Here is a 25,711-nt window from a genome sequence, read left to right as displayed (position 1 = left end):
CGTCTTCCACGTGAGCCTGGTCACCCGACCGGAGGAACCGGCTCCTGACCCGGTGCCCAGCGCCAGGTGAACCCCACCGTCACGCCCTCGGCGGCGTCGACGAAGCGGTGCGCCGCGTGCTCGTCGTCCAGGGTCACCCGCTCGGCCGCCCGCACGCGCGCCTCGGGGCCGAAGCCGTCCCACACCGCCCACTCCAGCCGCTCCGGCAGGCGCAGCGGGGAGAACTCCACCCGCATGTCGAGCCGCTCGACCCGCTGGCGCATCGCCCGGCGCAGCTGCGGCGGCGGCACCGAGCGCCACTCGAAGACCGTCTCGTACTCCAGGGAGGCCGTTTCCCCGGCGGCCAGCGGGCGGGGCAGCACCAGGTCGACGGCCATGAGCCCGTCGGCGTCGATCCGGGGTTCGGCGGCGCGGCAGCCCCGGAGGCCGCGGACCCGCGCCTCCCGGCTGTCGAAGCGGTAGGTGTAGCCGGTCAGGCCCGGGCGCAGCGCCCGCAGCACGTGCAGGGTGCGGTGGCGGGCCGGCAGGCCGTCGGGTCCGACGGTGTGCCACTCGTGCAGCGACACCGTCCGGTGCGCCGGCGCTGCCCCCGTCACCCACTGCCTCCCCGTCGACGCCACCGGTGCCGAAACGCCGAACCGACCTGCGCGGATCCGGAACCGGTGAGACCGTACCCGGGGCCGAGGGAAGGGGCACGATGAAGCCGGACGAGCGACGCGAACCGCACCGCGTCGCCGTCGTCGCCGCCGATCCCGCGACCCGCGAGGCCTTCCTCGCCGCGCTCACCGCGGTCCCGGAGGCGCAGGTCGTGGCCTGGTCGGAGGAGGTCGGGCACCTGTTCGTCCTGGGCACCCGGATGGACGTCTGCGTCTGCGCGGCCCCGCCGGGCCGGGAAGAGGCGGCCGGGCTGCGCGAGCGCGGCGCCACGGTCGTCGTCGCCCGCGCCGGGACCGACCCCGCCGACGCGCTGCGAGCGGCGCTGGAGGACCGCCCGGCCGGCGTCCCGGGTCTGCGCCGGCCGCGGCTGGCGCCGCGCCAGCGGGAGGTGCTCATGGCCTACGTCGCCGGCAGTGACCTCCTCCCCACCGTCGCCCGCGAGCTGGGCATGGACCGGGAGACGCTCAAGACCCACCTGCGCCGCATCCGGGTCAAGTACGCCGAGGTGGGGCGGCCGGCGCCGACGCGGCGGGACCTCTACGTGCGCGCGGTGGAGGACGGGCTGATCCCGCCGCCGGCCGAGAGCGGGCACCACCACGCCGGAGGGCGCCCGAGGGGCTTGTCAGGCAAGTAGCTGCTTGCCTATTGTTCCGCCGTGGGCGACGTGTTCAAGGCGCTCGCCGACCCGACCCGACGCGCCATCCTCGATGAGCTGCAGGAACGCGGCGGCCAGACGCTGTTCGAGCTGATCGGCCGGCTGATCTCCAGGCACGGCCTCGGCTCGACCCGGCAGGCGGTCTCCCAGCACCTGGAGGTCCTCGAGGCGGCGGGCCTGGTCCGGTCGCGCCGCGAGGGCCGCTACAAGTTCCACGACCTGGACACCTCGCCGCTGAAGGTCATCGTCGAGCGGTGGCACATCGAGTGAGAGGAACTCCCCGTGCGGATCAAGCTGACCAGCGTGTTCGTGGACGACCAGGCCAAGGCGCTGGCCTTCTACACCGACGTCCTCGGGTTCGTGAAGAAGAACGACGTCCCGGTGGGCGAGCACCGGTGGCTCACCGTCGTCTCCCCCGAGGACCCGGACGGCGTCGAGCTGCTGCTGGAGCCGTCCGAGCACCCCGCGGCCGCCCCGTTCAAGGAGGCGCTGGTGGCCGACGGCATCCCGTTCACGCAGTTCGCGGTGGACGACGTGCACGCCGAGTTCGACCGGCTCAAGGGCCTGGGCGTGCGGTTCACGCAGGAGCCGGTCCAGATGGGGCCGGTGACCACCGCCGTGTTCGACGACACCTGCGGCAACCTGATCCAGATCGCGGCCATGTGAGGCGCCGCCGTCCGGAATGAATCGCCGCGGCGGCACCTTGGCCTTTCGTCGTAGGGCCGACGGAGGCTCGCTTCTCGCCACTGCACGAAGGAACCGCTTGACCGCCGCACCGCAGCCCCCCGCCCCGGCCCCCGGCATGGCCCGCCTGGCCCTGATCCTCGGCGCCTTCGTCGCCATCGGGCCGCTGACCATCGACATGTACCTGCCCGCGCTGCCCGCCCTGCGCGCGGACCTGGGGACGACGTCGACCGCCGTCCAGCTGACCCTGACCGGGACGCTGGCCGGCCTGGCCCTCGGGCAGCTGGTCATCGGCCCGTGGTCGGACGCGCTGGGCCGCCGCAGGCCGCTGCTGGCCGGGACGGCGCTGCACGTGCTCGCGTCCCTGCTGGTGCTGGTGGCGCCGAACCTCGCCATCCTCGGCGTGCTCCGGGTGCTGCAGGGGGTGGGGACGGCGGCCACCAGCGTGGTCGCCCTCGCGATCGTGCGCGACCTGTTCGACGGGCGCGCGTCGGCCACCATGCTGTCCCGGCTGTTCCTCGTGATGGGTGTCGCGCCGGTGATCGCCCCGACCATCGGTGGCGAGGTCCTCCGCTTCACCTCCTGGCGCGGCGTCTTCGCCGTCCTGGCCGCCTACGGGCTGGTGCTGCTCGTGCTCGGCCGCTTCGCCCTCCGCGAGACGCTCCCGCCGGGGCGCCGGCGCAGCGGGGGCATCCGCGCGACGGTCCGCACCTACCGGATGCTGACCCGCGACCGCGCGTACGTCGGGCTGGTCGTCGTGGCCGGCCTGTCGATGGCGGCCCTGTTCACCTACGTCGCCGGCGCCTCCTTCGTCTACCAGCGGCAGTTCGGCCTGGACGAGCAGCAGTTCGGGCTGCTCTTCGGCGCCGGCGCGGTCTGGCTGATCGCGGCCACCCAGCTCAACCCGCTGCTGCTGCGCCGCTGGTCGCCGGCCACGATCCTCATGACCGGCACGATCGGCGGCGCGGTCGCGGGCGGCGTGCTGCTGGCCCTGTCGGCCATCGGCGGCGGTGGGCTGTTCTCTGTCGTGATCCCGCTGTGGGTGGTGCTCTTCTTCGCCGGTATCGCGCTGCCGAACGCGCCGGCGCTCGCCCTGTCGGGCTACGGGGACGCCGCCGGCTCGGCCGCCGCGATGCTGGGCGCGGTCCAGTTCGGCGTCGGCGCGGCCATCTCCCCCGCCGTCGGCCTGCTGGGCAACGACGCGGTGGCGATGGGCGGGGTGATCCTGGCGGTGCTGGCCCTCGCGGTCGCCGTCCTCGTCGCCGTCGTCCGGCCCTGGCAGCTGTCCGAGCCGCAGGAGGGCGCGCCCGCCCCGGCGTTCGCGCACTGACGGCTAGACGAACAGCGGGGTCGCCTCCTGGCGGGCGGCGAGCTCGGCCATCTGCTCGTCGGACGGCCGCCGCTCGAAGCGCTCCGCGGCGTCGAGCAGCCGGGGCAGGAGCTCGACGTCCCCCGTGGTCAGCAGGAACGCCTCCGGCCGGCCGAGGACCCAGTGCACGGCCAGGTCGATGTCGGCCTGCTCGCGCAGCGGCTCGTACCAGGTGGCCGCCGAGGCGGACCGCCCGTCCCAGCGCCGCCGGGCCAGGCTCTTGATCGTCTGCAGCGCCACGCTCCGCTCGGTGCACACGGCGGCCAGCGCCTCGAACCGGTCGGCGTAGCGCTCGTCCTGCATCTGCACCCAGTTGTACGGGGCGAGCACCGAGTCGAAGGGGAAGCGCTCGAGGCTGCGCCGGTGCATCTCGGGAACCGAGAGGCCGTGCCCGGTGACGCCGATGAAGCGCACCAGGCCCTCCTCCCGCGCCTCGACCGCCGCCTCCAGCGCGCCGCCGGCCCCGAGCGCCGTCTCCCACTCGATGACGTCGACCAGGTTGTGCAGCTGGATCGAGTCGACCCGGTCGACGCCCAGCCGGTCCAGCGACCGGTGGATCTCGTCGCGGGCCTTCCGGTAGGTGCGCTCCCCGGTCTTCGTGGCGACGAAGAACGTGCCCGGGTGGCGCTTGAGCCAGCTCGCCACCCGCAGCTCGGCGTCGCCGTAGCTGGCGGCGACGTCGATGTGGTTCACGCCGTGCTCGAGCAGCACGTCCAGCGCCCGGTCGGCGTCCGCCTTGGCGACCCGGGCCAGCGCCGCGGCGCCGAAGACGACCCGGCTGGACTCGTGCCCGGTCGCGCCGAACGGCGCGCGTCCGATCATGACCGTCAGGCTAGGGCGTGTCTGACGGATCCATGCCGACGGGGGCGCCGTCCAGGTGGATGGACCGCAAGGCCGAGGGGGTGCTGGATACCGGGTTTGTATCCAGCACCCCCTCGAACGCAGGGGGGCGCCACCTGGGCGGTGCCCCCGAGGCTGGAGATCCGTCAGACACGCCCTAGGACCGGAAGCCCCGCACCCGCTCCTCGGCGGCCGCCCAGGAGGCCTCGGCGCCCGGCGTGGGCAGGTGCAGCCGCACGTCCTGCGTGTGCCGCAGCAGCGCGCGCAGCTCGGCCAGCCCACCGGAGACCACCCCGCCGGCGCGCGCCTGCACGAGGGCGTTGCCCAGCGCGGCGGCCTCGACCGGGCCGGCGAGCACGGGCAGCCCGCAGGCGTCGGCGGTCAGCTGGCACAGCAGGGTGTTGCGCGCTCCCCCGCCGACCAGGTGCACCACCTCGACGTCCCGGCCGGAGAGCTCGGCGGCCGCGCGGACCGCGCGCCGATAGGCCAGCGCGAGGCTGTCGAGGATGCAGCGCACCGTCTCGGCCTGGCTCTGCGGCGGGGTCTGCCCGGTCCGCGTGCAGGCCTGCGCGATGCGGGCCGGCATGTCCCCCGGCGGCAGGAAGCGCGGGTCGTCGGCGTCGACCAGCGCGGTGAAGGCCGGCACCTGCGCGGCGGCGGCGAGCAGGTCGGGCAGGTCGGCGATCAGCCCGGAGGCCGCCCAGGTGCGCTGCGACTCCTGCAGCAGCCACAGGCCCATGACGTTGTGCAGGTAGCGGACCGTTCCGTCCACGCCGAGCTCGTTGGTGAACCCGGCGGCGCGGCTCTCCGCGGACAGGACCGGCTTGTCCAGCTCGACGCCGACGAGCGACCAGGTGCCGCAGGAGATGTAGGCGAACCGCTCGGTGGACGCGGGCACGCCGACGACCGCCGCCGCGGTGTCGTGCGAACCGACCGCGGTCACCGGCACCGGGCCGGCCAGCCCGGTCTCCTCGAGCACCTCGGCGGTCAGCTCCCCGATCCGCTCCCCCGGCTGCCGCAGCGGCGGGAAGAGCCGGCGGGGCAGGTCCAGCCGGTCCACCAGCTCCCAGGCCCACTCCCGGCTCGTGGCGTCGAGGAGGCCGGTCGTCGAGGCGTTGGTGACCTCGGCGCCCACCTCCCCGGTGAGCCAGTGGGCGAGCAGGTCCGGGATCAGCAGCAGCTGCCGGGCGGCGTCCAGCTGCACCGTGCCGCGGGCCGCGGCGAGCTGGAACACCGTGTTGAACGGCAGGTGCTGCAGCCCGTTGATCCGGTACAGCTCGTCGGCCGGGACGACACCGTGCACGGCCGGCACCGCGGTCTCGTGGCGGGCGTCCCGGTAGTGCACCGGGTTGCCCAGCAGCGCGCCGTCGGCGTCGAGTAGGCCGTAGTCGACGGCCCAGCTGTCGATGCCCACCCCGTCGAGCCCACCGCCGTCCAGCCGCCCGGCGTCCCGGCCGGCCGCGCGCAGCCCGTCCAGGATGCCGCCGTAGAGGGCCAGGACGTCCCAGTGCAGCCGCCCCCCGACCCGCACCGGGCGGTTCGGGAAGCGGTGCACCTCGTGCAGGTCGAGCCGCTCCGTGCCGACCCGCGCGGCCATCACCCGGCCGCTCGACGCGCCCAGGTCGACGGCGGCGAGGGTCAGCTCCCGCGTCACGACCGGCTCCGAAGGGCCAAAGTGGCCACTTTGGCCCCCATCTCAGCGGAGGAAGGCGGCGGCGACGCCGGAGTCGACCGGGATGTGCAGGCCGGTCGTCCGGGTCAGCTCGCCGCCGGTGAGGGCGAAGACCGCGTCGGCGACGTGCTCGGGGAGGACCTCCCGCTTGAGCAAGGTCCGCTGGGCGTAGTACTTGCCCAGCTCCTCCTCGGGGACGCCGTAGACCGCGGCCCGCTTGGCACCCCAGCCGCCGGCGAAGATCCCCGACCCCCGGACGACGCCGTCCGGGTTGATGCCGTTGACCCGGATCTGGTGCTCGCCCAGCTCCGCGGCCAGCAGCCGGACCTGGTGCGCCTGGTCGGCCTTGGTCGAGGAGTACGCGATGTTGCTCGGGCCGGCGAAGACGGAGTTCTTGCTGGAGATGTAGACGATGTCGCCGCCCATCTCCTGCTCGATCATGATCCGGGCCGCCTCGCGGGAGACGAGGAAGCTGCCCTTGGCCATGACGTCGTGCTGCAGGTCCCAGTCGCGCTCGGTGGTCTCCAGCAGCGGCTTGGAGATGGACAGGCCGGCGTTGTTGACGACGAGGTCGACGCCGCCGAAGGCCAGCACGGCCTCGCGGAACGCCGCCGTCACCGCCTCGGCGTCCGACACGTCCGCCGCCACGCCCACGGCGACGTCGGCGCTGCCGATCTCCTCCGCTGCCGCCCGGGCCTTGGCCTCGTCCAGGTCGGCGACGACGACGCAGGCGCCCTCGGCCGCGAGCCGCTGCGCGATCGCCTTGCCGATGCCGCTGGCCGCGCCGGTGACCAGCGCGACGCGGGTGGCCAGTGGCTTGGGCTTCGGCATCCGCTGGAGCTTGGCCTCCTCCAGCGCCCAGTACTCGATGCGGAACTTCTCGCTCTCGTCGATCGGCGCGTAGGTGGAGACCGCCTCGGCGCCGCGCATCACGTTGATCGCGTTGACGTAGAACTCGCCGGCCACGCGGGCGGTCTGCTTGTTCGCCCCGAAGCTGAACATGCCGACGCCGGGCACGAGCACGATCGCCGGGTCGGCGCCGCGCATGGCGGGCGAGTCGGGGGTGGCGTGCCGGGAGTAGTAGGCGGCGTACTCGGCGCGGTACCCCTCGTGCAGCTCCTTCAGCCGCGCGACGACGTCCTCGACCGGGGCCGTGGCCGGCAGGTCGACGACCAGCGGGCGGACCTTGGTGCGCAGGAAGTGGTCGGGGCACGAGGTGCCGAGCGCAGCGAGCCGCGGGTGCTCGGCGGCGGCCAGGAAGTCGAGGACGACGTCGCTGTCGGTGAAGTGGCCGACCTGCGGCTTGTCGGTGCTCGCGAGGCCGCGGATGACGGGCGCGAGGGCGGCGGCCCGCATCCGGCGCTCGGCTTCCGGCAGGGCCTCGTAGCCGGGCAGGGGCTCCCCGAACGGGTTCGGCTTGCCGCGCTCGGCCAGGAACCGCTCCGCCGTCCGGATGATCTCGAGGCTGTTGGCCTCGCACTGCTCGCTGGTCTCGCCCCACGCGGTGATCCCGTGGCCGCCGAGGATGCAGCCGATCGCCTGCGGGTTCTTCTCGGCGATCGCGGCGATGTCCAGGCCGAGCTGGAAACCGGGCCGCCGCCACGGCACCCAGACCACGCGGTCGCCGAAGCACTCCCGGGTCAGCGCCTCGCCGTCGGCGGCGGTGGCCAGCGCGATGCCCGAGTCGGGGTGCAGGTGGTCGACGTGCGGCGCCGTCACCAGGCCGTGCATCGCGGTGTCGATGGACGGCGCGGCGCCGCCGCGGCCGTGAAGACAGAAGTCGAACGCGGCGACCATCTCGTCCTCGCGCTCGACCCCCGGGTAGACGTCGACCAGCGAGCGGAGCCGGTCCAGCCGCAGGACGGCGAGGCCGCTCTCCTTCAGCGTGCCCAGGTCGCCGCCGGAGCCCTTGACCCAGACCAGGTCGACCGGCTGACCGGTGACGGGGTCGGTCTCGCTGCCCTTGGCGGAGGTGTTGCCGCCGGCGTAGTTGGTGTTGCGCGGGTCCGCGCCGAGCCGGTTGGACCGGGCGATGAGGTCACTGACCACGGGGTTGCTCACAGCAGGAAGTCCTTCGATGTTCCGGGGGCTTTCGGTACAGAGAGCCCGGAGGGTCCTGGGGGCTTTCGGTACGGAAAGCCCGGGTCGAGATCGGCTTACGCGCCCCAGCCGGCCTGCTGTCCGCCGACGCGCTCGCGGGCGATGCGCTCCTGGTAGCCGGAGCGGGCGTAGGCGGCGTACGGGTCGGCGTCCAGGCCCTTCGACTCGCGCAACTCGGCCAGGAGGGGGCGGACGTCGGTGCTGTAGGCGTCGGTCAGCGCGCCGTGGGCGGCCAGCACGTCACCGGAGAGCTGGGCCTCCCGCAGCGCCTCGCGGTCCACCAGCAGCGCCTTGGCCGTGGCCTCCTGCACGTTCATCACCGAGCGGATCTGGCCGGGGATCTTCGGCTCGATGTTGTGGCACTGGTCGAGCATGAAGTTGACCTTCGACGCAGGGGCCAGCGCGTCGGCCTCGACGATCTCGTTCATGATCCGGAAGAGCTGGAACGGGTCGGCCGAGCCCACGATCAGGTCGTCGTCGCCGTAGTAGCGGGAGTTGAAGTCGAACGCGCCGAGCCGGCCCACGCGCAGCAGCTGCATGACGATGAACTCGATGTTGGTGCCCGGCGCGTGGTGCCCGGTGTCCAGGACGACGGTCGCCTGGTCGCCCAGGGCCATGCAGTGCAGCAGCGAGGTGCCCCAGTCCGGGATGTCCATCGCGTAGAAGTACGGCTCGTAGAACTTGTACTCGAGCAGCAGGCGGTGGCCCGGGTCGAGCAGCGCGTAGATCTGCTGCAACGAGTCGGCCAGCCGGTCCTGCCGGGCGCGCAGGTCGTCCTGACCGGCGTAGTTGGTGCCGTCGGGCAGCCAGAGCTTGAGGTCCGTCGAGCCGGTCTGCCGCATGACGTCGACGCACTGGGCGTGGTGCGCGATCGCCTTGTCCCGGACCCGCTTGTCGGCGTGGGTCAGCGAGCCCAGGCGGTAGTCGTCGTCCTGGAAGAGGTTGGAGTTGATCGCCCCGATCTGCACGCCGAGATCGGCCGCGTGCGCGGCCAGCTTGCCGTAGTCGTCGACGAGGTCCCACGGGATGTGCAGCGACACCCGCGGCGCCACGCCCGTGTACTTGTGCACCTGGGCGGCGTCCTCGAGCTTCTCGTACGGGTCGCGCGCGACGCCGGGCTGCCCGAACACCTTGAAGCGCGTGCCGGAGTTGCCGAACGCCCACGACGGCAGCTCGATGGTCTGGGCCGCGAGCGCGTCGAGCGCGCGGGCGCGGATGTCTGTCACAGGGTCTCTCCGATCGGTGCGGCGGTGGTCGTGGGGTCCTCGAGCGCCGCGAGCTGGGCGTCGAGGTCGAAGACCAGGTCGAGCTGGGACTTCCCGCGGCCGTCCTGGCCGGCGGGCAGGTCGAAGAAGGGGGCCATCTCGGCCTCCCAGCGGGCGCTCACCTCGGTGGCGTCCATCGCGGCCTGCGCGGCGGCGAGGTCGTCGGTCACCACGGTGCCGACGAGCAGGCCGTCCTCGCGCAGGAACAGCTGGTAGTCGCGCCATCCGGCGTCCCGGAGCGCGCGCAGCATCTCCGGCCAGACGGCGGCGTGCCGGGCGCGGTACTCCTCCAGCCGGTCCGGCCGGACCTGGAGGGTGAAGCAGACGCGGGGCACGGTGGAAGTCCTTTCGGGGTGTGACGGTTCCTGCCGCCGCCGGCCGGCCGGGCCGGCGGCGGCAGGGGGGACGACGTCAGAAGTCGAAGTCGTCGATGTTGTCGGCGTTGAACACGGTCGGGTCGCCGAGGACGACGACGCCGTCCGCGCCGATCGTGTACTCGCCCAGGTCACCGGCGGTGAACGTCTCGCCCTCCGCACCCGTGATCTGGCCGGCGGCCAGGGCGGCGCCCGCATACGCGGCCAGGTACCCCAGATCCTCCGGGTTCCACAGCGCGAAGGCCGTGACGGTCCCGTCCTTCACGAACTCCCGCATCTGGTTCGGGGTGCCCAGGCCGGTCAGCGCGACCTTGCCCTTGAACTCCGAGCCGGAGAGGTAGCGCGCCGCGGCGGCGATGCCCACTGTGGTCGGCGAGATGATGCCCTTCAGGTCCGGGTAGGTCTGGAGCAGGCCCTGGGTCTCCTGGAAGGACTTCTCGTCCTCGTCGTCGCCGTAGACGGTCGTGACGATCTCGAGGTCCGGGTACTTCTGGGCGGCGTAGCTCTTCATGACCTCGATCCAGGCGTTCTGGTTCGTGGCGTTGGCCGTCGCCGAGAGGATCGCCACCTGCCCCGAGCCGCCGACCTGGTCGGCGATGAGGTCGACCTGCGTCTGGGCGATGCCCTCGGCGGTCGCCTGGTTGACGAACACGTCCCGGCACTCGGGGTCGGTGTCGGAGTCGAAGGTCACGACCTTCGCGCCGGCCGAGCGGGCCTGGTCCAGCGCGCTGCAGATCGCGTTCGGGTCGTTGGCCGACACGACGATGGCGTCGACCCCCTGCTGGGTCAGCGTGTTGATGTAGCTGACCTGCGAGGAGGCGCTGGCCTCCGACGGCCCGGTCTGGGCGAACTCGCCGTCGAACTGCCCCACGGCGGTTTCCCCGCCCTTGGCGGCGACGTCGAAGTAGGGGTTGTTCACCTGCTTCGGCAGGAAGGTGACCTTCAGGCCCGAGGGGATCTCGGCCTCGGGGTTGGCGCTGGCGCTGGCCTGGCCGCCGGCGTCACCGCCCTCGTCCTCGCCGCGGGTGGTGCCGCCGCACGCGGCGGTGGTCAGGACCAGGGCCGCGACCGCGATCCCGGTCAGGCCGCCGCGCAGGCGCCGGCGGGTCAGGAAGCTCGTCATCGGGTTCCTCTCTCTGTGCGCCGGCGCCTCGGGGGGCCGGGGTGGGGAAACGGGTCCGCGTCCGTCCCTGGACGCGGGGGTGGTGCGCTCATGGGGTGACCGGCCGGCCCCGGGGCCGGACCCTGGCCCGGACCCAGGCCGTCACCTGGGGTGCGACGACGGCGACGATCAGCAGCGCGCCGGTCACGATGTTGAGGACGTCGGCGGGCACGTTGGCCAGCTGCAGCGCGTTGCGCAGCGACGCCAGCAGCAGCGCCCCCGCGAGGACGCCGAGCAGCCCGCCGCGGCCGCCGAAGATGGACACGCCGCCGAGCAGGATCGCCGCGATCACCTGCAGCTCGAGGCCCTGGGCGTTGTCGGCGCGCGCGCTGCCGTAGCGCAGCGTCCAGTAGATGCCGCCGAGCGCGGCCACCACGCCGGTCACGACGAACAGCCAGAACTTGGTCCGCCCGACGCCGATGCCGCTGAAGCGGGCGGCGTCCTCGCTGTTGCCCATCGCGTAGAGCGAGCGGCCGATCGGCGTGGCGTGCAGGACGAACCCGGTGATCACCACCAGGACCAGCAGCGGGACGACGACCACCGGGATCCCGGTCTCGCCGATGCTGCTGATCGCCCACGACGTCCAGGACCGGGGGAAGTCGGCGACGGCCTGGTCGCCCAGGACGACGAACGCGAGGCCCCGGTACAGCGCCAGGGTCCCGATGGTGACGGCGAGGGAGGGCAGCCCGAGCCGGGTGACGAGGAAGCCGTTGACCGCGCCGAGCACGGCCCCGAGCGCGAGGCACAGCGGGAGGATCAGCTCCAGCGGCAGGCCGGCGAACCAGAGCTTGCCCATCACCGCGCTGGACAGCCCGACGGTGCTGGCCACGGACAGGTCGATCTCCCCGGTGACGATCACCAGCGTCAGCGGCAGCGCGATCAGCACGATGATGACGACGTCCAGCAGCAGGAAGCCGGTGTTGCGCGCGGACGCGAAGCCCTCGACGGTGAACGAGGCCACCAGCAGGAACGCGATCAGCACGAACGTGATGACGGCGTCCCCGCTGCCGAGCACCCGCAGGCGGGAGGCCGGCGCGGCGGGCCGGGCGGTCGCGCCGCCGGCGGCCGGGGCGGTGTCAACTGCCACGGACGTTCCTCCCTCGCAGGCGGCGGGCCAGGCGCAGGGAGAGCGTCCGGTCCAGGATGATCGCGGCGAGGATCAGCGCGCCGACGGCGGCGTCCCGCCAGAACGGGTTGAGCCCCAGCTGGGGCAGCGCCGTCCCGATGGTGGTGAGCAGCAGCGCGCCCAGCGCCGCGCCGTAGACCGAGCCGCTGCCGCCGAAGATCGCGACCCCGCCGACGACGGCGGCCGCGACGACGAACAGCTCCTGGCCGGTGCCGGCGGTCGCGTCCAGCGTCTGGAAACGGGCGGCGTAGAGGACGCCGGCGAGGCCGGCGAGCGCCCCGTTCACGACGAACGCGGTCAGCACGCGGCGGCCCACCGGGATCCCGGACAGCCGCGCGGCCACCGGGTCCGAGCCGATCCCGTAGAGCTCGCGGCCGCTGCGGTAGGAGCGCAGGTAGAAACCGATGATCAGCACCACGACCAGCGCGATGAGCGCCAGCACCGGGATGCCGAGCAGCCGGGCGGTGCCCAGCGACTTGAAGCCGGCGGGCATGTCGGCGGCGTTGATCTGCAGCCGGTCGCTGCTGCTGGCCCACAGCGAGACCAGGCCGCGGAAGGCGTACAGGGTGCCCAGGGTGACGACCAGCGAGGGCACCTTCGCGACGGCGACGATCGCCCCGTTGACCAGGCCGCACACCGCGCCGACCGCCATGCCGGCCACCAGGACCAGGACGACGGGGATGCCGGGGAACTCGACCAGCAGCGTCCCCGAGGCGTAGGCCGACAGGCCGAGCACCGAGCCGACCGACAGGTCCACGTTCCGCGTGATGATCACGATCGTCTGACCGGCGGCCAGCACCGTGAGGATCGAGGCGGAGAGCAGCAGGTCGCGGACGTTCTGCGCGGACAGGAAGCGCGGGTTGGCGATGACCGTGATCAGGACCAGCAGCAGCAGGGCCGCGACGATCCCCAGCTCCCGGACGACGACCAGGCGCTGGACGAGGGCCGCGCCGCGCCGGCCGGTCCGCTCCGGCGGCGCGAGCTCGGCGTCGAGCTGCTGCGTCGGGGCCGCGCTCACGAGGCCACCGCCGTCGCGCCGCCCTGGCCGGTGGCGGCCAGCATGACGGTGTCCTCGTCCGCGCGGGCCCGCGGGATGTCGTCGACGAGGCGGCCCTCGTGCATCACCAGCACGCGATCGGCCATGCCGAGCACCTCCGGGAGCTCGCTGGAGACCATGACCACCGCCAGCCCCTGGGCGGCGAGCTGGGAGAGCAGCCGGTGCACCTCGGCCTTGGTGCCGACGTCGATGCCGCGGGTCGGCTCGTCGACGATCAGCACCCGCGGCTCGGTGGACAGCCACTTGGCGAGGACGACCTTCTGCTGGTTGCCGCCGGACAGCGTCGAGACGGGATCGGACAGGCGCCCCGCCTTGACCTGCAACCGCCCGGACCACTCGCTCGCCGTGGCGCGCTCGCGGCGGCGGGACAGCCAGCCCAGCCGGGCGAGCTTCCACCGCCGGGTGAGGGTCGCGTTGCGCTCCACGGAGAGCTCCATGACCAGCCCCTGCTGACGGCGGTCCTCCGGGACGAGCGCGATGCCCGCCGCCATGGCCGCGGCGGGACTGCCCTTGCGCAGTTCTCTGCCGTCGACCCGGACCGAGCCCGCGTCGTAGCCGTCGACGCCGAAGACGGCGCGCACGACCTCGCTGCGACCGGCGCCGACCAGCCCGGCGAGGGCGACGATCTCCCCCGCGCGGACGTCGAAGGAGACGTCGCTGAAGACGCCGTGCCGGGTCAGGCCGCGGACCTCGAGGACCACCTCGCCGGGCTCGACGTCCTGCTTCGGGAACAGGGAGGAGACCTCCCGGCCGACCATCCGGCGCACCACCTGGTCGACGGTGAGCTCCGCGGTGGGGTCGGTGGAGACCCACTGCCCGTCGCGCATGACGGTGATGCGGTCGCAGAGGTCGAAGACCTCGTCGAAGCGGTGGGAGATGAACAGCACCGCCGCCCCCTTGTCCCGCAGGGCACGGGCGACGGTGAACAGCCGCTCGACCTCGACGCCGGAGAGCGCCGCGGTGGGCTCGTCCATGACCAGCACGCGGGCGTCGAACGACAGCGCCTTGGCGATCTCCACCATCTGCTGGTCGGCGATGGACAGGCCGCGGGCCGGCCGATCGGGGTCGAGGTGGACGCCGAGGCGCTCGAACAGCGCCCGGCAGCGGGCGGTGAGCTGCTTGCGGTCGATCCGCCGGCCGCTGACGAGCGGCTGGCGGCCCATGAAGATGTTCTCCGCGACCGACAGGTCCGGGAACAGCGTCGGCTCCTGGTAGATGACGGCGATGCCCGCCGCCCGCGCGGCGGCCGGGCTGTCGAGGTGGGCCGGCTCGCCGTCGAGCAGCACGCGGCCGGTGTCCGGGGCGTGCACGCCCGCGAGGATCTTGACCAGCGTCGACTTGCCCGCGCCGTTCTCCCCGACCAGCGCGTGCGCCTCCCCCGCCCGCAGCTCCAGCCGGGCGCCGCGCAGCGCGGCCACCGCACCGAAGGACTTGCTGACCTCCTCGAGGGCGAGGACGACCGGTCCGGGCGTCGCTGACGCGTCGTCGTGCGCCACGGCCACCTCCGCGTGAAACGTTTCATGAACGTATGTGGCGCAGACCATAGAAGGGCTGATAGGAAGGTGTCAACCGGTAGCTCGGGATGCGTCCTACACCGGGCTGCGGTCGGACCGAGCGTGATTGACACGGTTCAGGACGTGGCGAAGTATTCGGCCCTCACGCCGGACGAGGAGGAGAGCTGACCGCGAGCATCCGGGACGTGGCGACCAGGGCCGGCGTCTCGGTCGGCACGGTCAGCAACGTCCTGAACCGGCCCGAGGTGGTCAGCCCGCCCACCCGCGAGCGGGTCCAGGCCGCCATCGCCGAGCTCGGGTTCGTCCGCAACGAGTCGGCCCGCCACCTGCGCGCCGGCTCCAGCCGCACGGTGGGCCTGGTGGTGCTCGACATCGCCAACCCCTTCTTCACCGACGTCGCGCGCGGGGTCGAGGACGTCGTCAACGCGCAGGGGATGGCGCTGATCCTCTGCAACGCCGACGACCGCCCCGAGAAGGAGGCGGCTTACCTCGCCGTCCTCGCCGAGCAGCGGGTGCAGGGGGTGCTGATCACGCCGACCGCGGTGCTCTCCCCCGAGCTGGAGGCGCTGCGGGCGCGCGGCGTCCCCGTCGTCCTGGTCGACCGGCGGGCGACCGGCCCGGACCAGTGCTCGGTCGCCGTGGACGACGCCGTGGGCGGCCAGCTCGCCGCCGAGCACCTGCTGGAGCGCGGGCACGAGCGGATCGCCTTCATCGGCGGGTCCTCCGGCCTGCCGCAGGTGCAGGAGCGGCACGCGGGCGTGACCCGCGCGGTCGTGGACCGCCTCGGCACGGACGACGCGCTGACCGTCTTCTCCCCCGACACCCTGACCGTCGCCGGCGGCCGGGAGGCCGGCGCCCAGATCGTCGGGATGCCGGAGGCCCGGCGGCCGACCGCGGCCGTGTGCGCGAACGACCTGATCGCGCTGGGCCTGCTGCAGGAGATGGTGCGGCACGGCGTGCGCGTGCCCGACGACTTCGCCATCGTGGGCTACGACGACATCGACTACGCCGGGGCCGCGGCGGTGCCGCTGACCTCGGTCCGCAAGCCGCGTCAGGAGCTCGGCCGGCGCGCCGCGGAGCTGCTGATCGAGGAGGCCAACGAGCGAGAGACCCACCTGCACCAGCAGCTGGTCTTCGAGCCGACGCTGGTCGTCCGCGAGTCGAGCATGGTGCGCCGTCCCCACGCGGCCGCCCGGAGAGGAACCGCATGAGGGTCGCGCTGTTCGCCACCTGCCTGGTGGACACCGTCGCGCCGCAGGTCGCGCGCGCGACGGCCGTGCTGCTGGAGCGGCTGGGCCACGAGGTCGTCGTCCCCCCGGGGCAGGCCTGCTGCGGGCAGATGCACGTCAACACCGGGTACCGGCGCGAGGCGGTGCCGATCGTCGCCAACCACGTGCGCGCCTTCACCGGCGCGGAGGCGGTCGTGGCGCCGTCCGGATCCTGCGTGGCGTCGATCCACCACCAGCAGGCGATGGTGCTGCGCCGGGCCGGGGAGACGGCGCTGGCCGACGAGGCCGCCGCACTGGCGGAGCGGACCTACGAGCTCTCGCAGTTCCTGGTCGACGTCCTCGGCGTCACCGACGTCGGCGCGTACTACCCGCACCGGGTCACCTACCACCCGACCTGCCACTCGCTGCGGATGCTGCGGGTCGGCGACCGGCCGCTGCGGCTGCTGCGCGCCGTGCGCGGGCTGGAGCTGGTCGAGCTGCCCGGCGCCGAGCAGTGCTGCGGCTTCGGCGGCACGTTCGCGGTCAAGAACGCCGACACCTCGACGGCGATGCTCACCGACAAGATGGCCAACGTGCTCTCGACGCACGCCGAGGTCTGCACCGCCGGGGACGCGAGCTGCCTGATGCACATCGGCGGCGGGCTCTCCCGGCTGCGCTCGGGCACCCGCACGGTGCACCTGGCCGAGATCCTCGCCTCCACCGAGGAGGCGGTCAGCCCGCACCAGACGACGAAGCCGGCGGTCCCCGCATGACCACGACGTTCCTCGGCCTGCCCACCGCGCAACGGCCCACCCTCCCCACCGCCCCCCGCGGCGTGGGCCACCTGCGGGGCGACCGGTCCTTCCCCGACGCCGCCCGCGAGAAGCTGCGGGACGGGCAGCTGCGCGCCAACCTGGGGCACGCGACGTCCACGATCCGCCGCAAGCGCGCCGCGGTGGTCGGCGAGGTGCCGGACTGGGCGCAGCTGCGCGAGGCCGGCCGCGCGATCAAGGCCGCGACCATGGCCCGGCTCGACGAGCACCTGCTCGAGCTGGAGAAGCAGGTGACCGCCCGCGGCGGCACCGTGCACTGGGCCCGCGACGCGAACGAGGCCAACGCGATCGTCCTCGACCTGGTGCGCGCCACCGGCGCCGCCGAGGTGGTCAAGGTCAAGTCGATGGCCACCCAGGAGATCGGCCTCAACGAGGCCCTGGAGGCCGCGGGCATCGCCGCCCACGAGACCGACCTGGCCGAGCTGATCGTGCAGCTGGGCGAGGACAAGCCCTCGCACATCCTGGTGCCGGCGATCCACAAGAACCGGGCCGAGATCCGCGAGATCTTCCTGCGCACCATGCCCGGCGTCGACCCGTCGCTCACCGACGAGCCGCGGCGGCTGGCCATGGCCGCCCGCGCCCACCTGCGCGAGCGGTTCCTGCGCGCCCGGGTCGCGATCAGCGGGGCCAACTTCGCCGTCGCCGAGACCGGCACCCTCGCCGTCGTCGAGAGCGAGGGCAACGGCCGGATGTGCCTGACCCTCCCCCAGACGCTGATCACCGTCATGGGCATCGAGAAGCTGGTGCCGACCTGGCGCGACCTCGAGGTGTTCCTGCAGCTGCTCCCCCGCTCCTCCACCGGCGAGCGGATGAACCCCTACACCTCCCTGTGGGCCGGGGTCACCCCCGGCGACGGGCCGCAGGAGTTCCACCTCGTCCTGCTGGACAACGGCCGGACGGCGACGCTCGCCGACGAGGTCGGCCGTGAGGCGCTGCACTGCATCCGCTGCTCGGCCTGCCTCAACGTCTGCCCGGTCTACGAGCGCACCGGCGGGCACGCCTACGGCTCGGTCTACCCCGGCCCGATCGGCGCCGTCCTCTCCCCCCAGCTCACCGGGGTGGAGGACAACGCCTCGCTGCCCTACGCGTCCTCGCTCTGCGGCGCCTGCTACGACGTCTGCCCGGTGGCGATCGACATCCCGTCGATCCTCGTGCACCTGCGCGCCGAGCACGTCGAGGCGCAGGAGCGGGCCTCCTCCTTTCCGCGGGCCGAGGCGCTCGGGTTCCGGTGGCTGGCGAAGGCCATGAGCAACCCGCGGCTGTGGCACGCGGCGCAGCGGGCCGCCGGGCTGGGCCGGTTCCTCGCCCGCGGGAAGCCGGTGCTGCCCGCGGCGCTGCCCCCGCCGGCGTCGAAGTGGACCCGCAGCCGGGACCTGCCGGCGCCGCCGGCGAAGACGTTCACGCAGCAGTGGGCCGAGGAGCACGGCCGATGAGCGCCCGCGAAGAGGTCCTGGGCCGGATCCGGACGGCGCTGGGTGCCGACCGCGCGCGGCCACCGGAGATCGCCCGCGGCTACCGGACCGCCGACGACCGCTCCCCCGAGGTGCTGCGCGACGTCCTGGTCGACCGGCTCGAGGACTACAAGGCCCAGGTCCTGCGCTGCGCGCCGGACGCGATCTCCGCGACGGTCGCCGCCGCGCTGGACGCGGGGCTCGGCACCGGCTGGCGGCCCGCGGACGTCGTCGTCGCCCCCGGTCTGCCCGCCGCGTGGCGGCCGGACGGCGTGACCGAGGACGACGGCCGGCCCGCGGTGGAGCTCGCCGGGTTCGCCGCGGCGGTCACCGGCGTCGCCGTCGCCGTCGCGGAGACCGGCACGCTGGTCCTCGACGGGACGCCGGCCACCGGGCGCCGGGCGGTCTCGCTGCTGCCCGACTGCCTGGTCTGCGTCGTCACCGCCGACCAGGTCGTCGGCGGCGTCCCGGAGGGCCTGGCGCGGCTCGACCCGGTCGCGCCGCTGACCATGATCAGCGGCCCCTCGGCGACCAGCGACATCGAGCTCTCGCGGGTCGAGGGCGTGCACGGCCCCCGGACGCTGGTCGTCGTCCTCGCGAGCTAGTGCCGCGGCTGCGAACCTTTGCCCTGGTGCGGCAGATCAGTCCCGCTGCTGTCGCGGTTCTCGGCGGGCAAGCGATGTGCGGACACGGCGCATTCCTGATGTGCCGCGACGTCGGCTCGCCGTCGCTCCCGTAGGCGGAGTGGATCGGATACCCACCGAGAGGCGCATCGTGGTGGTTCACCGAGCTCGGGATACCGCCGTCAGGCGACACTCGGCGGTATCGCGGCCGGCCCGTCCCCCCGCCAGGGCAAGGGTTGCCTGACGCGGCATTAGTCCGCCTTGGACGGCGGCTTGCCCTCGGCCCGGGCCTCCGCGGCCTGCTGCGGGTCGTAGGCGCAGGCGTCGCCCACCTCGGCGACCGGGGACTGCGCCGGCGGCGGGGTCTCCCCCGCGGTCGGCGACGCCGGCGTCGTCCCGTCGGCCGGGGCGCTGCTGGTCGGCGGGGTCGTCGTCGCCGGCGGGTCGATCGCGTCCCGCACGATCTGCCGCATGGCGTCGTAGTCCGGGTAGGCCGGGTCGATCAGGCTGGTGTCGAAGACGACGCTGCGCACCTCGGCGTCCTTGACCAGGAACGCGAGGTCGACGAAGTCGTCCAGGGCCGACCGCGGGATGTCGGTGCTGACGATGTCCTGCGTGGTGTCGGCGATCTGCTGGTACTGGCGCAGCAGGGTGACCGGGTCGGCGGCCTCGATGATCGCGTCGATCGTGCAGCGCTGGCGGGCCATCCGGTCGTAGTCGGTGAGGCCGTACCGGCCGCGGGCGAACTGCAGCGCACCGTTGCCGTCGAGGTGCTGGTCCGGGCCCGGCGCGAAGTAGTCGTCGGGCAGTTCCCCGGTGCCGGGGTCGCCGTTGATGGGCACCCAGTAGTTGATGTTGACGGTGATGCCGCCCAGCGCGTCGACCAGCCGGCTGAACCCCTCGAGGTTGACCAGCACGAAGTAGTCGATGTGCAGGCCCAGGGCCTCGCCGACGCCGAGCTTGAGGAAGTCGGCGCCCGGGTCGTCGGTCGGGCCGAGGATGTCGGGGTGGTCCCGCGGCCCGTTGCCGTACACGGCGTTGAGCAGGCTCTCGCTCTCGCTGCCGGCGTCGAAGCCGTCTGGGTAGACCTCGGCCAGCGGGCTGTCCTCGGGGAACGGCAGGTCCTCGAGGTTGCGGGGCAGGCTGAACAGGACCGTGTTGCCGGTGTCGGTGTCGATGCTGGCCACGATCACGGTGTCGGTGCGCAGCCCCTCGCGTCCCGGACCGGAGTCACCGCCCAGGAGCAGCACGTTGACCCGGGCCTTGTCGCCGAACGGGTTGGGGGTGTCGACGACGGTGGCCGACTCGCGGTCGTCGGCGAACACGCCGTCGAGCAGGCCGCGCTGGGCACCGGCCAGGCGGGTCCCCCAGTACGCGGGCAGCGCGACACCGGCGGCGAGCAGCAGGACGAGCAGGACGCCGAGCACGTGCTTGGCCGGGCGGGTGCCCGCCGGCACCAGCATCCGGTAGCCGGCGGCGATCACGACGATCCACAGCAGCCCGACCAGCGCCACCCCGCCGATCACCCAGAGCAACGAGCTCGAGTCGACGGCGAGCTGCACGGCCGTCCGGCGCCCGGCCGTGGCCAGGTAGATTCCGCCGCCGACCAGCGCGAGGAACACCAGCAGCGTCAGCGCGCCGAGCTTGCGGCGCCCGGCCGCGAGGAACGCCGTCCCGGGGAGGATCGCGCCGACCACGGTGAGGCCGAGTGCGGCCGCGAAGCTGCGGGCGGTCCGGCGGCGCCGGGAGCGGCGGCCGTGGTCCCCGGCGCCCGCGGACGGGGGTGCGTCGAGGTTCGCCGTCACGCGTCTGCCTCGCGGGAACCCCAGCTCATCCGGCCATGCTCCCACCGAAAGCTGTCAGGAGCCCGGCCGCGCATCCTGGCTGTGCAGCAGTGCACCCGCTCGGGGGTGAGCTGGGTCCCATCCGGGCACTACCCCTTGAGACCACCCGTTGGTTACGGAAGCGTAGGTTACGGAATCGTAGGCGAGCCGGAGGGTCCCATGACGAGCACGTCCCCACAGAGCGCCGTCCTCATCGAGCTGGAGCAGGTGGTCGCGCAGAACCTCGACCGGCACCTCTCCCTGGCCAAGGAGTGGCACCCGCACGACTACATCCCGTGGTCGGAGGGGCGGAACTTCGCCTTCCTCGGCGGGGACGACTGGTCGCCGGAGCAGTCGCGGCTCGACGAGACCGCCAAGGCGGCGATGATCACGAACCTCCTGACGGAGGACAACCTGCCGAGCTACCACCGCGAGATCGCCACCCGGTTCGGCACGGACGGCGCGTGGGGCCAGTGGGTCGGCCGGTGGACGGCGGAGGAGAACCGGCACGGCATCGCGCTGCGCGACTACCTCGTGGTCACCCGGGGCGTCGACCCCGTGGAGCTGGAGCGGGCCCGGATGGACTACATGACCACCGGCTACGACTCCGGCGACAAGACCCCGCTCGAGGCGATCGCCTACGTCTCCTTCCAGGAGCTGGCCACCCGCGTCTCGCACCGCAACACCGGCCGCGCCACCGGCGACCCGATCGCCGACAAGCTGCTCGCCCGCATCGCGACCGACGAGAACCTGCACATGGTCTTCTACCGCAACCTCATGGCCGCGGCCTTCGACGTCGACCCCGACCTCGCCATGCAGGCGGTCACCAAGGAGGTCGTCGGCTTCGAGATGCCCGGCGCCACCATGGCCAACTTCCGGCGCAACTCGATGCTGATCGCCAAGGCCGGGATCTACGACCTGCGGCTGCACCACGACGAGGTGGTCAGCCCGGTGCTGCGGGCCTGGAAGGTCTTCGAGCGCACCGACCTCGGCCCCGCCGGCGAGAAGGCCCGCGAGGAGCTGGCCACCTTCCTCGAGGGCCTGGACGCGCAGGCCACCCGCTTCGTCGAGAGCCGCGAGCGCGCCCGCGCCCGCGCCGCCGCCAAGGCCTGAGCGCCGGCCTCAGTCGATCAGCACGATCGCCTCGACCTCGACGCTGATGTCGAAGGGCAGTTCGGCCATGCCCACCGCCGAGCGGGCGCCGCGGCCGCGATCGCCGAGGACCTCGACGAGCAGGTCGGAGCATCCGTTGATCACGGCCGGTGTCTGGTTGAAGCCGGGCCGGCAGTTGACCATGCCGAGCAGCTTGACGACCTGACGCACCCGCCCGAGGTCGCCGATCTCGTCCTTGAGCACCGCGAGCAGCTGCAGACCGGTGAGCCGGGCCGCCTCGCGCGCCTCGTCGACGCTCAGCCCGCCGTCCCCCACCTTGCCGGTGACCATGCTGCCGTCGGGGCGCGCGGGCCCGGCGCCGGAGAGGTACACGAGGTCGCCGGCCGTCACCGCCGGGGCGTAGTTGCCTCCCGGGGCGCGGGGCGTGGGGAGCTCGATCCCGAGTTCGCGCAGTCGTGCGTCGACGTCCATGGGGGTCACCCTGGCCGCCGCAGGACTGTCGGGGAAGCGACCTAGGGTTGGCCGCGTGCGGATCGCCACCTGGAACGTGAACTCCATCCGCAGCCGGGCCGACCGGGTGGCCGCCTGGTTGCAGCGCCGGGACGTCGACGTGCTGGCGCTGCAGGAGACCAAGTGCCGTGACGACCAGTTCCCCGACGAGCGCTTCACCGAGCTGGGCTACCAGGTCGCGCACGTGGGGTTCTCCCAGTGGAACGGGGTGGCCATCCTGTCCCGCGTCGGGCTGGAGGACGTCGAGATCGGCTTCCCGGGCCAGCCGTGCTGGGGAGACGATCCGGACACCGAGGCGCGGGCGCTCGGCGCGACCTGCGGCGGCGTCCGGGTGTGGAGCCTCTACGTGCCCAACGGGCGGACGCTCGCCGACCCGCACTACACGTACAAGCTGGAGTGGCTGGCCGCCCTGCGGGAGACCGCGGCGGGGTGGGTGGAGAAGGACCCGGACGCGCCGATCGCACTCGTCGGGGACTGGAACATCGCGCCGGAGAACGACGACGTGTGGGACATGGCCGTGTTCGCGCACGCCACCCACGTCTCACCGCCGGAGCGGGCGGCGTTCCGGGCGATCGTGGACGCTGGGTACGCCGACGTCGTCCGCCCGTACGCGCCCGGCCCCGGGGTCTACACCTACTGGGACTACACGCAGCTGCGCTTCCCGCGGCGCGAGGGCATGCGGATCGACTTCGTCCTCGGTTCCCCGGCGTTCGCCGCGCGGGTGGACGCAGCCCTCATCGACCGCGAGGAGCGCAAGGGCAAGGGAGCGAGCGACCACGCGCCCGTCGCCGTCCGGCTGACGGACTGAGGTCGCCGAGCCGGCCGGCTCAGACGGGCGGGAAGTGCGGGCTCTCGCTCGCCGGCCCGTCCTCGCCCCAGCGCAGCCAGCCCGACAACCCCGTCGGAGCGGGACGTGCGTGGTGGTGCGTCATCCGGTGCTCGCCACCGGCCGACGGGTGGCGGCTGTCCTCGCACCGGGTGTGGGTGAGGTAGTGCTGCACGGGGGCGACGTCGGCGATGCGTCCGCGGGCCGCGACGTCGTGCCGTGCCTCGCGCTCGCACGCGAGCTTCTCGGCCAGCGACATCTCGGCCGGCGAGGCATTGCCGGGCCGCTCCGGTGAGGTCCCACGTGGCGTCGTCATGGCGTCCTCTCCCTTCGGAGGGCTGCGCGGCGTGGTGCCGCACTGCCGATGCTGCGCCGCCCGGCCGCGGTACGCCAGGCTCTCGCCCGTCCTCTCAGGAAGTTCTCAGCGCGCTCGCGGGCAGGGCTCCGCCGACCCGCCCGCCGGCCTCCGGCTCGCCGTCCGCTCCCGCACGTAACCTGGCCCCTCGTGCTCGTCCTGCTCCCCCCGTCCGAGACCAAGTCCCCCGGCGGGTCCGGCGCCCCGCTCGACCTGAAATCCCTCTCCTCACCCGCGCTGACGCCGGTGCGCGCGCGGCTGGCCGAGGCGCTGGCCGCGCTCGCCGACGACGTCCCCGCCGCCCGGGCGGCGCTCGGCCTCTCGGCGCAGCAGGACGGCGAGATCACCCGCAACGCGGCGCTGTTCTCCTCCCCCACCATGCCGGCGCTGGAGCGCTACACCGGCGTCCTCTACGACGCGCTCGACGTCCGGTCGATGACGCAGGCCCAGCGGGCTCGGGCCGCGGCGCGGCTGGCGGTCGGCTCGGCGCTGTTCGGGCTGGTCCGCGACGGCGACCGCATCCCGGCCTACCGGCTCTCCGCCGGCTCGCAGCTGCCGGGACTGCCGACGCTGCGGGCGCTGTGGAAGCCGGCGCTGGGGCCGGTCCTGGCCGGCGTCGAGGACCTGGTGGTCGACCTGCGCAGCGGCTCGTACGCCGCGCTCGCGCCAGCGCCGGGTGCGGTGTCCGTCACCGTGCTCAGCGAGCGGCCGGACGGCGCACGGGCGGTGGTCAGCCACTTCAACAAGGCGCACAAGGGCCGGCTGGCGCGGTTCCTGGCGACGACGACGGCGGAGCCCGCGGACGTCGTCCGGCTGCGGGCGCTGCTGCGGCGCAACGGCTGGACCGTCGAGCACGACGGCGGTTGCGCGCTGACCCTCGTCGTCCCGGCCGACCAGGTGGTCACAACCCGCGCCCAGCGTGGGAACCTCGCCGGGTGAGCCTCCACCCAGACGCAGACCTCTGCTTCCGGCCGGCGACGGAGCTGGCCGCGCTGGTCCGCACGCGCGAGATCTCGGCGCGCGAGCTGCTCGACGCCCACCTCGAGCGCATCGAGCGGGTGAACCCGGCGGTGAACGCGATCGTGACCCTTGACGCCGAGGGCGCGCGGGCGGCGGCCGACGCCGCCGACGCGGCGCTGGCGGCCGGGGAGGACATCGGCCCGCTGCACGGGCTGCCCGTCGCGCACAAGGACACCCACGCGACCGGCGGCATGCGGACGACGTGGGGCTCGCCCCTGTTCGCCACCACCGTGCCCGCGCGCGACGAGCTGATCGTCGCGCGGCTTCGTGCGGCCGGGGCCGTGCGGGTCGGCAAGACGAACGTGCCGGAGTTCGCCGCCGGGTCGCACACCTTCAACCCGGTCTTCGGAGCCACCCACAACCCGTACCGGCACGGGCTGTCGGTCGGCGGGTCCAGCGGGGGAGCGGCCGCGGCACTGGCCGCCGGGCTGGTGCCGGTGGCCGAGGGGTCGGACATGGGCGGCTCGCTGCGCAACCCGGCGGCGTTCTGCAACGTCGTCGGCCTGCGGCCCACCCCGGGCAGGGTGCCGATGTGGCCCTCGCCGCTCGGCTGGTCGACGCTGTCGGTGCAGGGGCCGATGGGCCGGACGGTGGGCGACGTCGCGCTGCAGCTCTCCGCGATCGCCGGCCCGGACCCGCGGGTGCCCATCTCGCTGGAGTCACCGGGGTCGGCCTTCGCGGGCCCGCTGGACGCCGACCTGCGCGGGCTGCGCGTGGCGTGGACGCCGGACCTCGGCGGCCGGGTGACCGTCGATCCGGCGATCACCTCGGTGCTGTCGTCGTCCCTGGGGGTGTTCGCCGACCTCGGGGCGACCGTCGAGGAGGACTGCCCCGACCTCTCCGGCGCCGACGAGGTGTTCTCCACCCTGCGGGCCTGGCTGTTCGAGCAGGCGCACCTGGAGAAGTCGCGGCGGACGCCGGAGCTGGTCAAGGAGAGCATCCGGTGGAACGCCGAGATGGGTGCGAAGCTCACCGGCGCCGACGTCGCGCGGGCCGAGGTGGCGCACACGCAGCTGTACGAGCGCGTGGTGGAGTTCTTCGAGCGCTACGACGTGCTGCTGGCGCCGACGACGCAGGTGCTGCCGTTCCCGGTGGAGCTGGAGTACCCGACGGAGATCGGAGGGGTGCCGCAGGAGAACTACCTGGAGTGGATGCGCTCGTGCACGATCCTCTCCCCCACCGGCTGCCCGGCGCTGTCGGTGCCCGGCGGGTTCACCCCCGACGGGCTGCCCGTGGGCCTGCAGATCGTCGCGGCCCCGCGCGCCGACCGGCGGGTGCTCGAGGTGGGGCACGCCTTCGAGCAGGCGACCCGCTTCGCCGACCGCCGTCCGGACCTCTGAGCTCTTCTACGGTTCTCTAGCGGTGTCGCTAGACGACCCGAGACGGACTTAGCCCAGAAGTCCTGGGCGTCGTTGACCTCCCCGGTGTCCGCGAGCCGCAAGGCCGAGCACTCCCCACGCCAGATCATCCAGGT

General features: G+C 73.6%; 25 protein-coding genes. 12 read left to right on the top strand and 13 right to left on the bottom strand.

The features are described 5' to 3' along the window. Positions 1 to 20: 20 nt before the first annotated feature. Entirely contained in the window at positions 21 to 596 is a 576-nt protein-coding gene (locus tag ACWIYF_RS01555; RefSeq protein ID WP_448626356.1) for a hypothetical protein, read from the bottom strand. A gap of 101 nt (positions 597 to 697) precedes the next feature. On the opposite strand from ACWIYF_RS01555, the gene ACWIYF_RS01550 reads away from it, so the two are divergent. The 4 genes from ACWIYF_RS01550 (at position 698) to ACWIYF_RS01535 (ending at position 3,326) form a co-directional block, all read left to right on the top strand. Next, positions 698 to 1,291, top strand: a complete 594-nt coding sequence (locus ACWIYF_RS01550) for a hypothetical protein (RefSeq protein WP_448626355.1) — start codon at positions 698 to 700, stop codon at positions 1,289 to 1,291. A gap of 21 nt (positions 1,292 to 1,312) precedes the next feature. Continuing rightward, positions 1,313 to 1,582 (top strand): ArsR/SmtB family transcription factor, encoded by a 270-nt coding sequence (locus ACWIYF_RS01545; protein WP_448626354.1) that lies wholly within the window; start codon positions 1,313 to 1,315, stop codon positions 1,580 to 1,582. A gap of 12 nt (positions 1,583 to 1,594) precedes the next feature. Then, positions 1,595 to 1,978, top strand: coding sequence for a VOC family protein (locus tag ACWIYF_RS01540; protein WP_448626353.1), 384 nt, complete (start codon positions 1,595 to 1,597; stop codon positions 1,976 to 1,978). A 97-nt stretch (positions 1,979 to 2,075) separates the two neighbouring features. Next, positions 2,076 to 3,326, top strand: coding sequence for a multidrug effflux MFS transporter (locus tag ACWIYF_RS01535; protein WP_448626352.1), 1,251 nt, complete (start codon positions 2,076 to 2,078; stop codon positions 3,324 to 3,326). Between the two features lie 3 nt (positions 3,327 to 3,329). Here ACWIYF_RS01535 and ACWIYF_RS01530 read toward each other — a convergent pair whose 3' ends face one another. The 9 genes from ACWIYF_RS01530 to ACWIYF_RS01490 all read right to left on the bottom strand — a co-directional run bounded on the left by ACWIYF_RS01530 (position 3,330) and on the right by ACWIYF_RS01490 (position 14,457). Continuing rightward, positions 3,330 to 4,187 carry an aldo/keto reductase gene (locus ACWIYF_RS01530; RefSeq protein WP_448626351.1) on the bottom strand — a complete coding sequence of 286 codons (858 nt, stop codon included), beginning with the start codon at positions 4,185 to 4,187 and terminating at the stop codon, positions 3,330 to 3,332. 175 nt (positions 4,188 to 4,362) lie between these two features. Further along, on the bottom strand, positions 4,363 to 5,859 hold the full coding sequence (locus ACWIYF_RS01525) for a rhamnulokinase (protein ID WP_448626350.1): 1,497 nt from the start codon (positions 5,857 to 5,859) through the stop codon (positions 4,363 to 4,365). Between the two features lie 42 nt (positions 5,860 to 5,901). Next, the gene (locus tag ACWIYF_RS01520) at positions 5,902 to 7,938 is read right to left on the bottom strand and encodes a bifunctional aldolase/short-chain dehydrogenase (RefSeq protein ID WP_448626349.1); all 2,037 of its coding nucleotides are present in this window, start codon (positions 7,936 to 7,938) and stop codon (positions 5,902 to 5,904) included. A 95-nt stretch (positions 7,939 to 8,033) separates the two neighbouring features. Then, positions 8,034 to 9,203 carry an L-rhamnose isomerase gene (gene rhaI / locus ACWIYF_RS01515; RefSeq protein WP_448626348.1) on the bottom strand — a complete coding sequence of 390 codons (1,170 nt, stop codon included), beginning with the start codon at positions 9,201 to 9,203 and terminating at the stop codon, positions 8,034 to 8,036. Further along, positions 9,200 to 9,577: an L-rhamnose mutarotase gene (locus ACWIYF_RS01510; RefSeq protein WP_448626347.1), complete on the bottom strand. Its 378-nt coding sequence runs from the start codon at positions 9,575 to 9,577 to the stop codon at positions 9,200 to 9,202. The genes rhaI and ACWIYF_RS01510 overlap by 4 nt, the downstream gene beginning before the upstream one ends. A gap of 76 nt (positions 9,578 to 9,653) precedes the next feature. Then, positions 9,654 to 10,739, bottom strand: coding sequence for a rhamnose ABC transporter substrate-binding protein (gene rhaS, locus ACWIYF_RS01505; protein ID WP_448626346.1), 1,086 nt, complete (start codon positions 10,737 to 10,739; stop codon positions 9,654 to 9,656). Positions 10,740 to 10,827: 88 nt separating this feature from the next. After that, positions 10,828 to 11,865, bottom strand: a complete 1,038-nt coding sequence (locus ACWIYF_RS01500; protein WP_448626345.1) for an ABC transporter permease — start codon at positions 11,863 to 11,865, stop codon at positions 10,828 to 10,830. After that, a complete protein-coding gene (locus tag ACWIYF_RS01495; protein WP_448626344.1) occupies positions 11,855 to 12,922 on the bottom strand; it encodes an ABC transporter permease in 1,068 nt (355 codons plus the stop codon). Before ACWIYF_RS01495 ends, ACWIYF_RS01500 begins: the two co-directional genes overlap by 11 nt. Then, the gene (locus ACWIYF_RS01490; protein ID WP_448626343.1) at positions 12,919 to 14,457 is read right to left on the bottom strand and encodes a sugar ABC transporter ATP-binding protein; all 1,539 of its coding nucleotides are present in this window, start codon (positions 14,455 to 14,457) and stop codon (positions 12,919 to 12,921) included. The genes ACWIYF_RS01495 and ACWIYF_RS01490 overlap by 4 nt, the downstream gene beginning before the upstream one ends. Positions 14,458 to 14,660: 203 nt before the next feature. Here ACWIYF_RS01490 and ACWIYF_RS01485 point away from each other — a divergent pair, with 203 nt between their 5' ends. From ACWIYF_RS01485 to ACWIYF_RS01470, 4 genes are read left to right on the top strand one after another with little or no spacing between them, the layout of a single operon-like run. Beyond that, complete coding sequence (locus ACWIYF_RS01485; RefSeq protein WP_448626342.1) at positions 14,661 to 15,686, top strand: LacI family DNA-binding transcriptional regulator; 1,026 nt, start codon at positions 14,661 to 14,663, stop codon at positions 15,684 to 15,686. Further along, entirely contained in the window at positions 15,683 to 16,456 is a 774-nt protein-coding gene (locus ACWIYF_RS01480) for a (Fe-S)-binding protein (protein ID WP_448626341.1), read from the top strand. The genes ACWIYF_RS01485 and ACWIYF_RS01480 overlap by 4 nt, the downstream gene beginning before the upstream one ends. Beyond that, positions 16,453 to 17,949, top strand: coding sequence for a LutB/LldF family L-lactate oxidation iron-sulfur protein (locus ACWIYF_RS01475; RefSeq protein WP_448626340.1), 1,497 nt, complete (start codon positions 16,453 to 16,455; stop codon positions 17,947 to 17,949). Before ACWIYF_RS01480 ends, ACWIYF_RS01475 begins: the two co-directional genes overlap by 4 nt. Then, on the top strand, positions 17,946 to 18,572 hold the full coding sequence (locus ACWIYF_RS01470; RefSeq protein WP_448626339.1) for a LutC/YkgG family protein: 627 nt from the start codon (positions 17,946 to 17,948) through the stop codon (positions 18,570 to 18,572). Before ACWIYF_RS01475 ends, ACWIYF_RS01470 begins: the two co-directional genes overlap by 4 nt. 269 nt (positions 18,573 to 18,841) lie before the next feature. Here the strand turns inward: ACWIYF_RS01470 and ACWIYF_RS01465 are convergent, their stop codons facing one another. Next, entirely contained in the window at positions 18,842 to 20,395 is a 1,554-nt protein-coding gene (locus tag ACWIYF_RS01465; protein ID WP_448626338.1) for an LCP family glycopolymer transferase, read from the bottom strand. Between the two features lie 198 nt (positions 20,396 to 20,593). On the opposite strand from ACWIYF_RS01465, the gene ACWIYF_RS01460 reads away from it, so the two are divergent. Then, complete coding sequence (locus tag ACWIYF_RS01460; RefSeq protein WP_448626337.1) at positions 20,594 to 21,526, top strand: acyl-ACP desaturase; 933 nt, start codon at positions 20,594 to 20,596, stop codon at positions 21,524 to 21,526. A gap of 9 nt (positions 21,527 to 21,535) precedes the next feature. On the opposite strand, the gene ACWIYF_RS01455 is transcribed toward ACWIYF_RS01460, so the two are convergent. Beyond that, entirely contained in the window at positions 21,536 to 21,997 is a 462-nt protein-coding gene (locus ACWIYF_RS01455) for a RidA family protein (protein WP_448626336.1), read from the bottom strand. A gap of 55 nt (positions 21,998 to 22,052) precedes the next feature. Here ACWIYF_RS01455 and ACWIYF_RS01450 point away from each other — a divergent pair, with 55 nt between their 5' ends. After that, positions 22,053 to 22,844: an exodeoxyribonuclease III gene (locus tag ACWIYF_RS01450; RefSeq protein WP_448626335.1), complete on the top strand. Its 792-nt coding sequence runs from the start codon at positions 22,053 to 22,055 to the stop codon at positions 22,842 to 22,844. Between the two features lie 19 nt (positions 22,845 to 22,863). On the opposite strand, the gene ACWIYF_RS01445 is transcribed toward ACWIYF_RS01450, so the two are convergent. Beyond that, complete coding sequence (locus ACWIYF_RS01445) at positions 22,864 to 23,178, bottom strand: hypothetical protein (protein WP_448626334.1); 315 nt, start codon at positions 23,176 to 23,178, stop codon at positions 22,864 to 22,866. Between the two features lie 189 nt (positions 23,179 to 23,367). Here ACWIYF_RS01445 and yaaA point away from each other — a divergent pair, with 189 nt between their 5' ends. Together yaaA and ACWIYF_RS01435 are read left to right on the top strand one after the other, a co-directional pair. Beyond that, a complete protein-coding gene (gene yaaA / locus ACWIYF_RS01440) occupies positions 23,368 to 24,156 on the top strand; it encodes a peroxide stress protein YaaA (RefSeq protein WP_448626333.1) in 789 nt (262 codons plus the stop codon). Beyond that, complete coding sequence (locus ACWIYF_RS01435) at positions 24,153 to 25,577, top strand: amidase (protein ID WP_448626332.1); 1,425 nt, start codon at positions 24,153 to 24,155, stop codon at positions 25,575 to 25,577. Before yaaA ends, ACWIYF_RS01435 begins: the two co-directional genes overlap by 4 nt. The last annotated feature ends 134 nt before the right edge of the window (positions 25,578 to 25,711 follow it).

Source organism: Geodermatophilus sp. URMC 64 (assembly GCF_053502555.1).
This window is presented reverse-complemented; position numbering and strand designations above follow the sequence as displayed.

Excerpts from the sequence above, each read along its gene's own strand:
- rhaS (WP_448626346.1), bottom strand. The coding sequence starts at position 10,739 with ATGACGAGCTTCCTGACCCGCCGGCGCCTGCGCGGCGGCCTGACCGGG.
- ACWIYF_RS01460 (WP_448626337.1), top strand. The coding sequence starts at position 20,594 with ATGACGAGCACGTCCCCACAGAGCGCCGTCCTCATCGAGCTGGAGCAG.
- ACWIYF_RS01530 (WP_448626351.1), bottom strand. The coding sequence starts at position 4,187 with ATGATCGGACGCGCGCCGTTCGGCGCGACCGGGCACGAGTCCAGCCGG.
- ACWIYF_RS01550 (WP_448626355.1), top strand. The coding sequence starts at position 698 with ATGAAGCCGGACGAGCGACGCGAACCGCACCGCGTCGCCGTCGTCGCC.
- ACWIYF_RS01455 (WP_448626336.1), bottom strand. The coding sequence starts at position 21,997 with ATGGACGTCGACGCACGACTGCGCGAACTCGGGATCGAGCTCCCCACG.
- ACWIYF_RS01470 (WP_448626339.1), top strand. The coding sequence starts at position 17,946 with ATGAGCGCCCGCGAAGAGGTCCTGGGCCGGATCCGGACGGCGCTGGGT.
- ACWIYF_RS01445 (WP_448626334.1), bottom strand. The coding sequence starts at position 23,178 with ATGACGACGCCACGTGGGACCTCACCGGAGCGGCCCGGCAATGCCTCG.
- ACWIYF_RS01480 (WP_448626341.1), top strand. The coding sequence starts at position 15,683 with ATGAGGGTCGCGCTGTTCGCCACCTGCCTGGTGGACACCGTCGCGCCG.
- ACWIYF_RS01475 (WP_448626340.1), top strand. The coding sequence starts at position 16,453 with ATGACCACGACGTTCCTCGGCCTGCCCACCGCGCAACGGCCCACCCTC.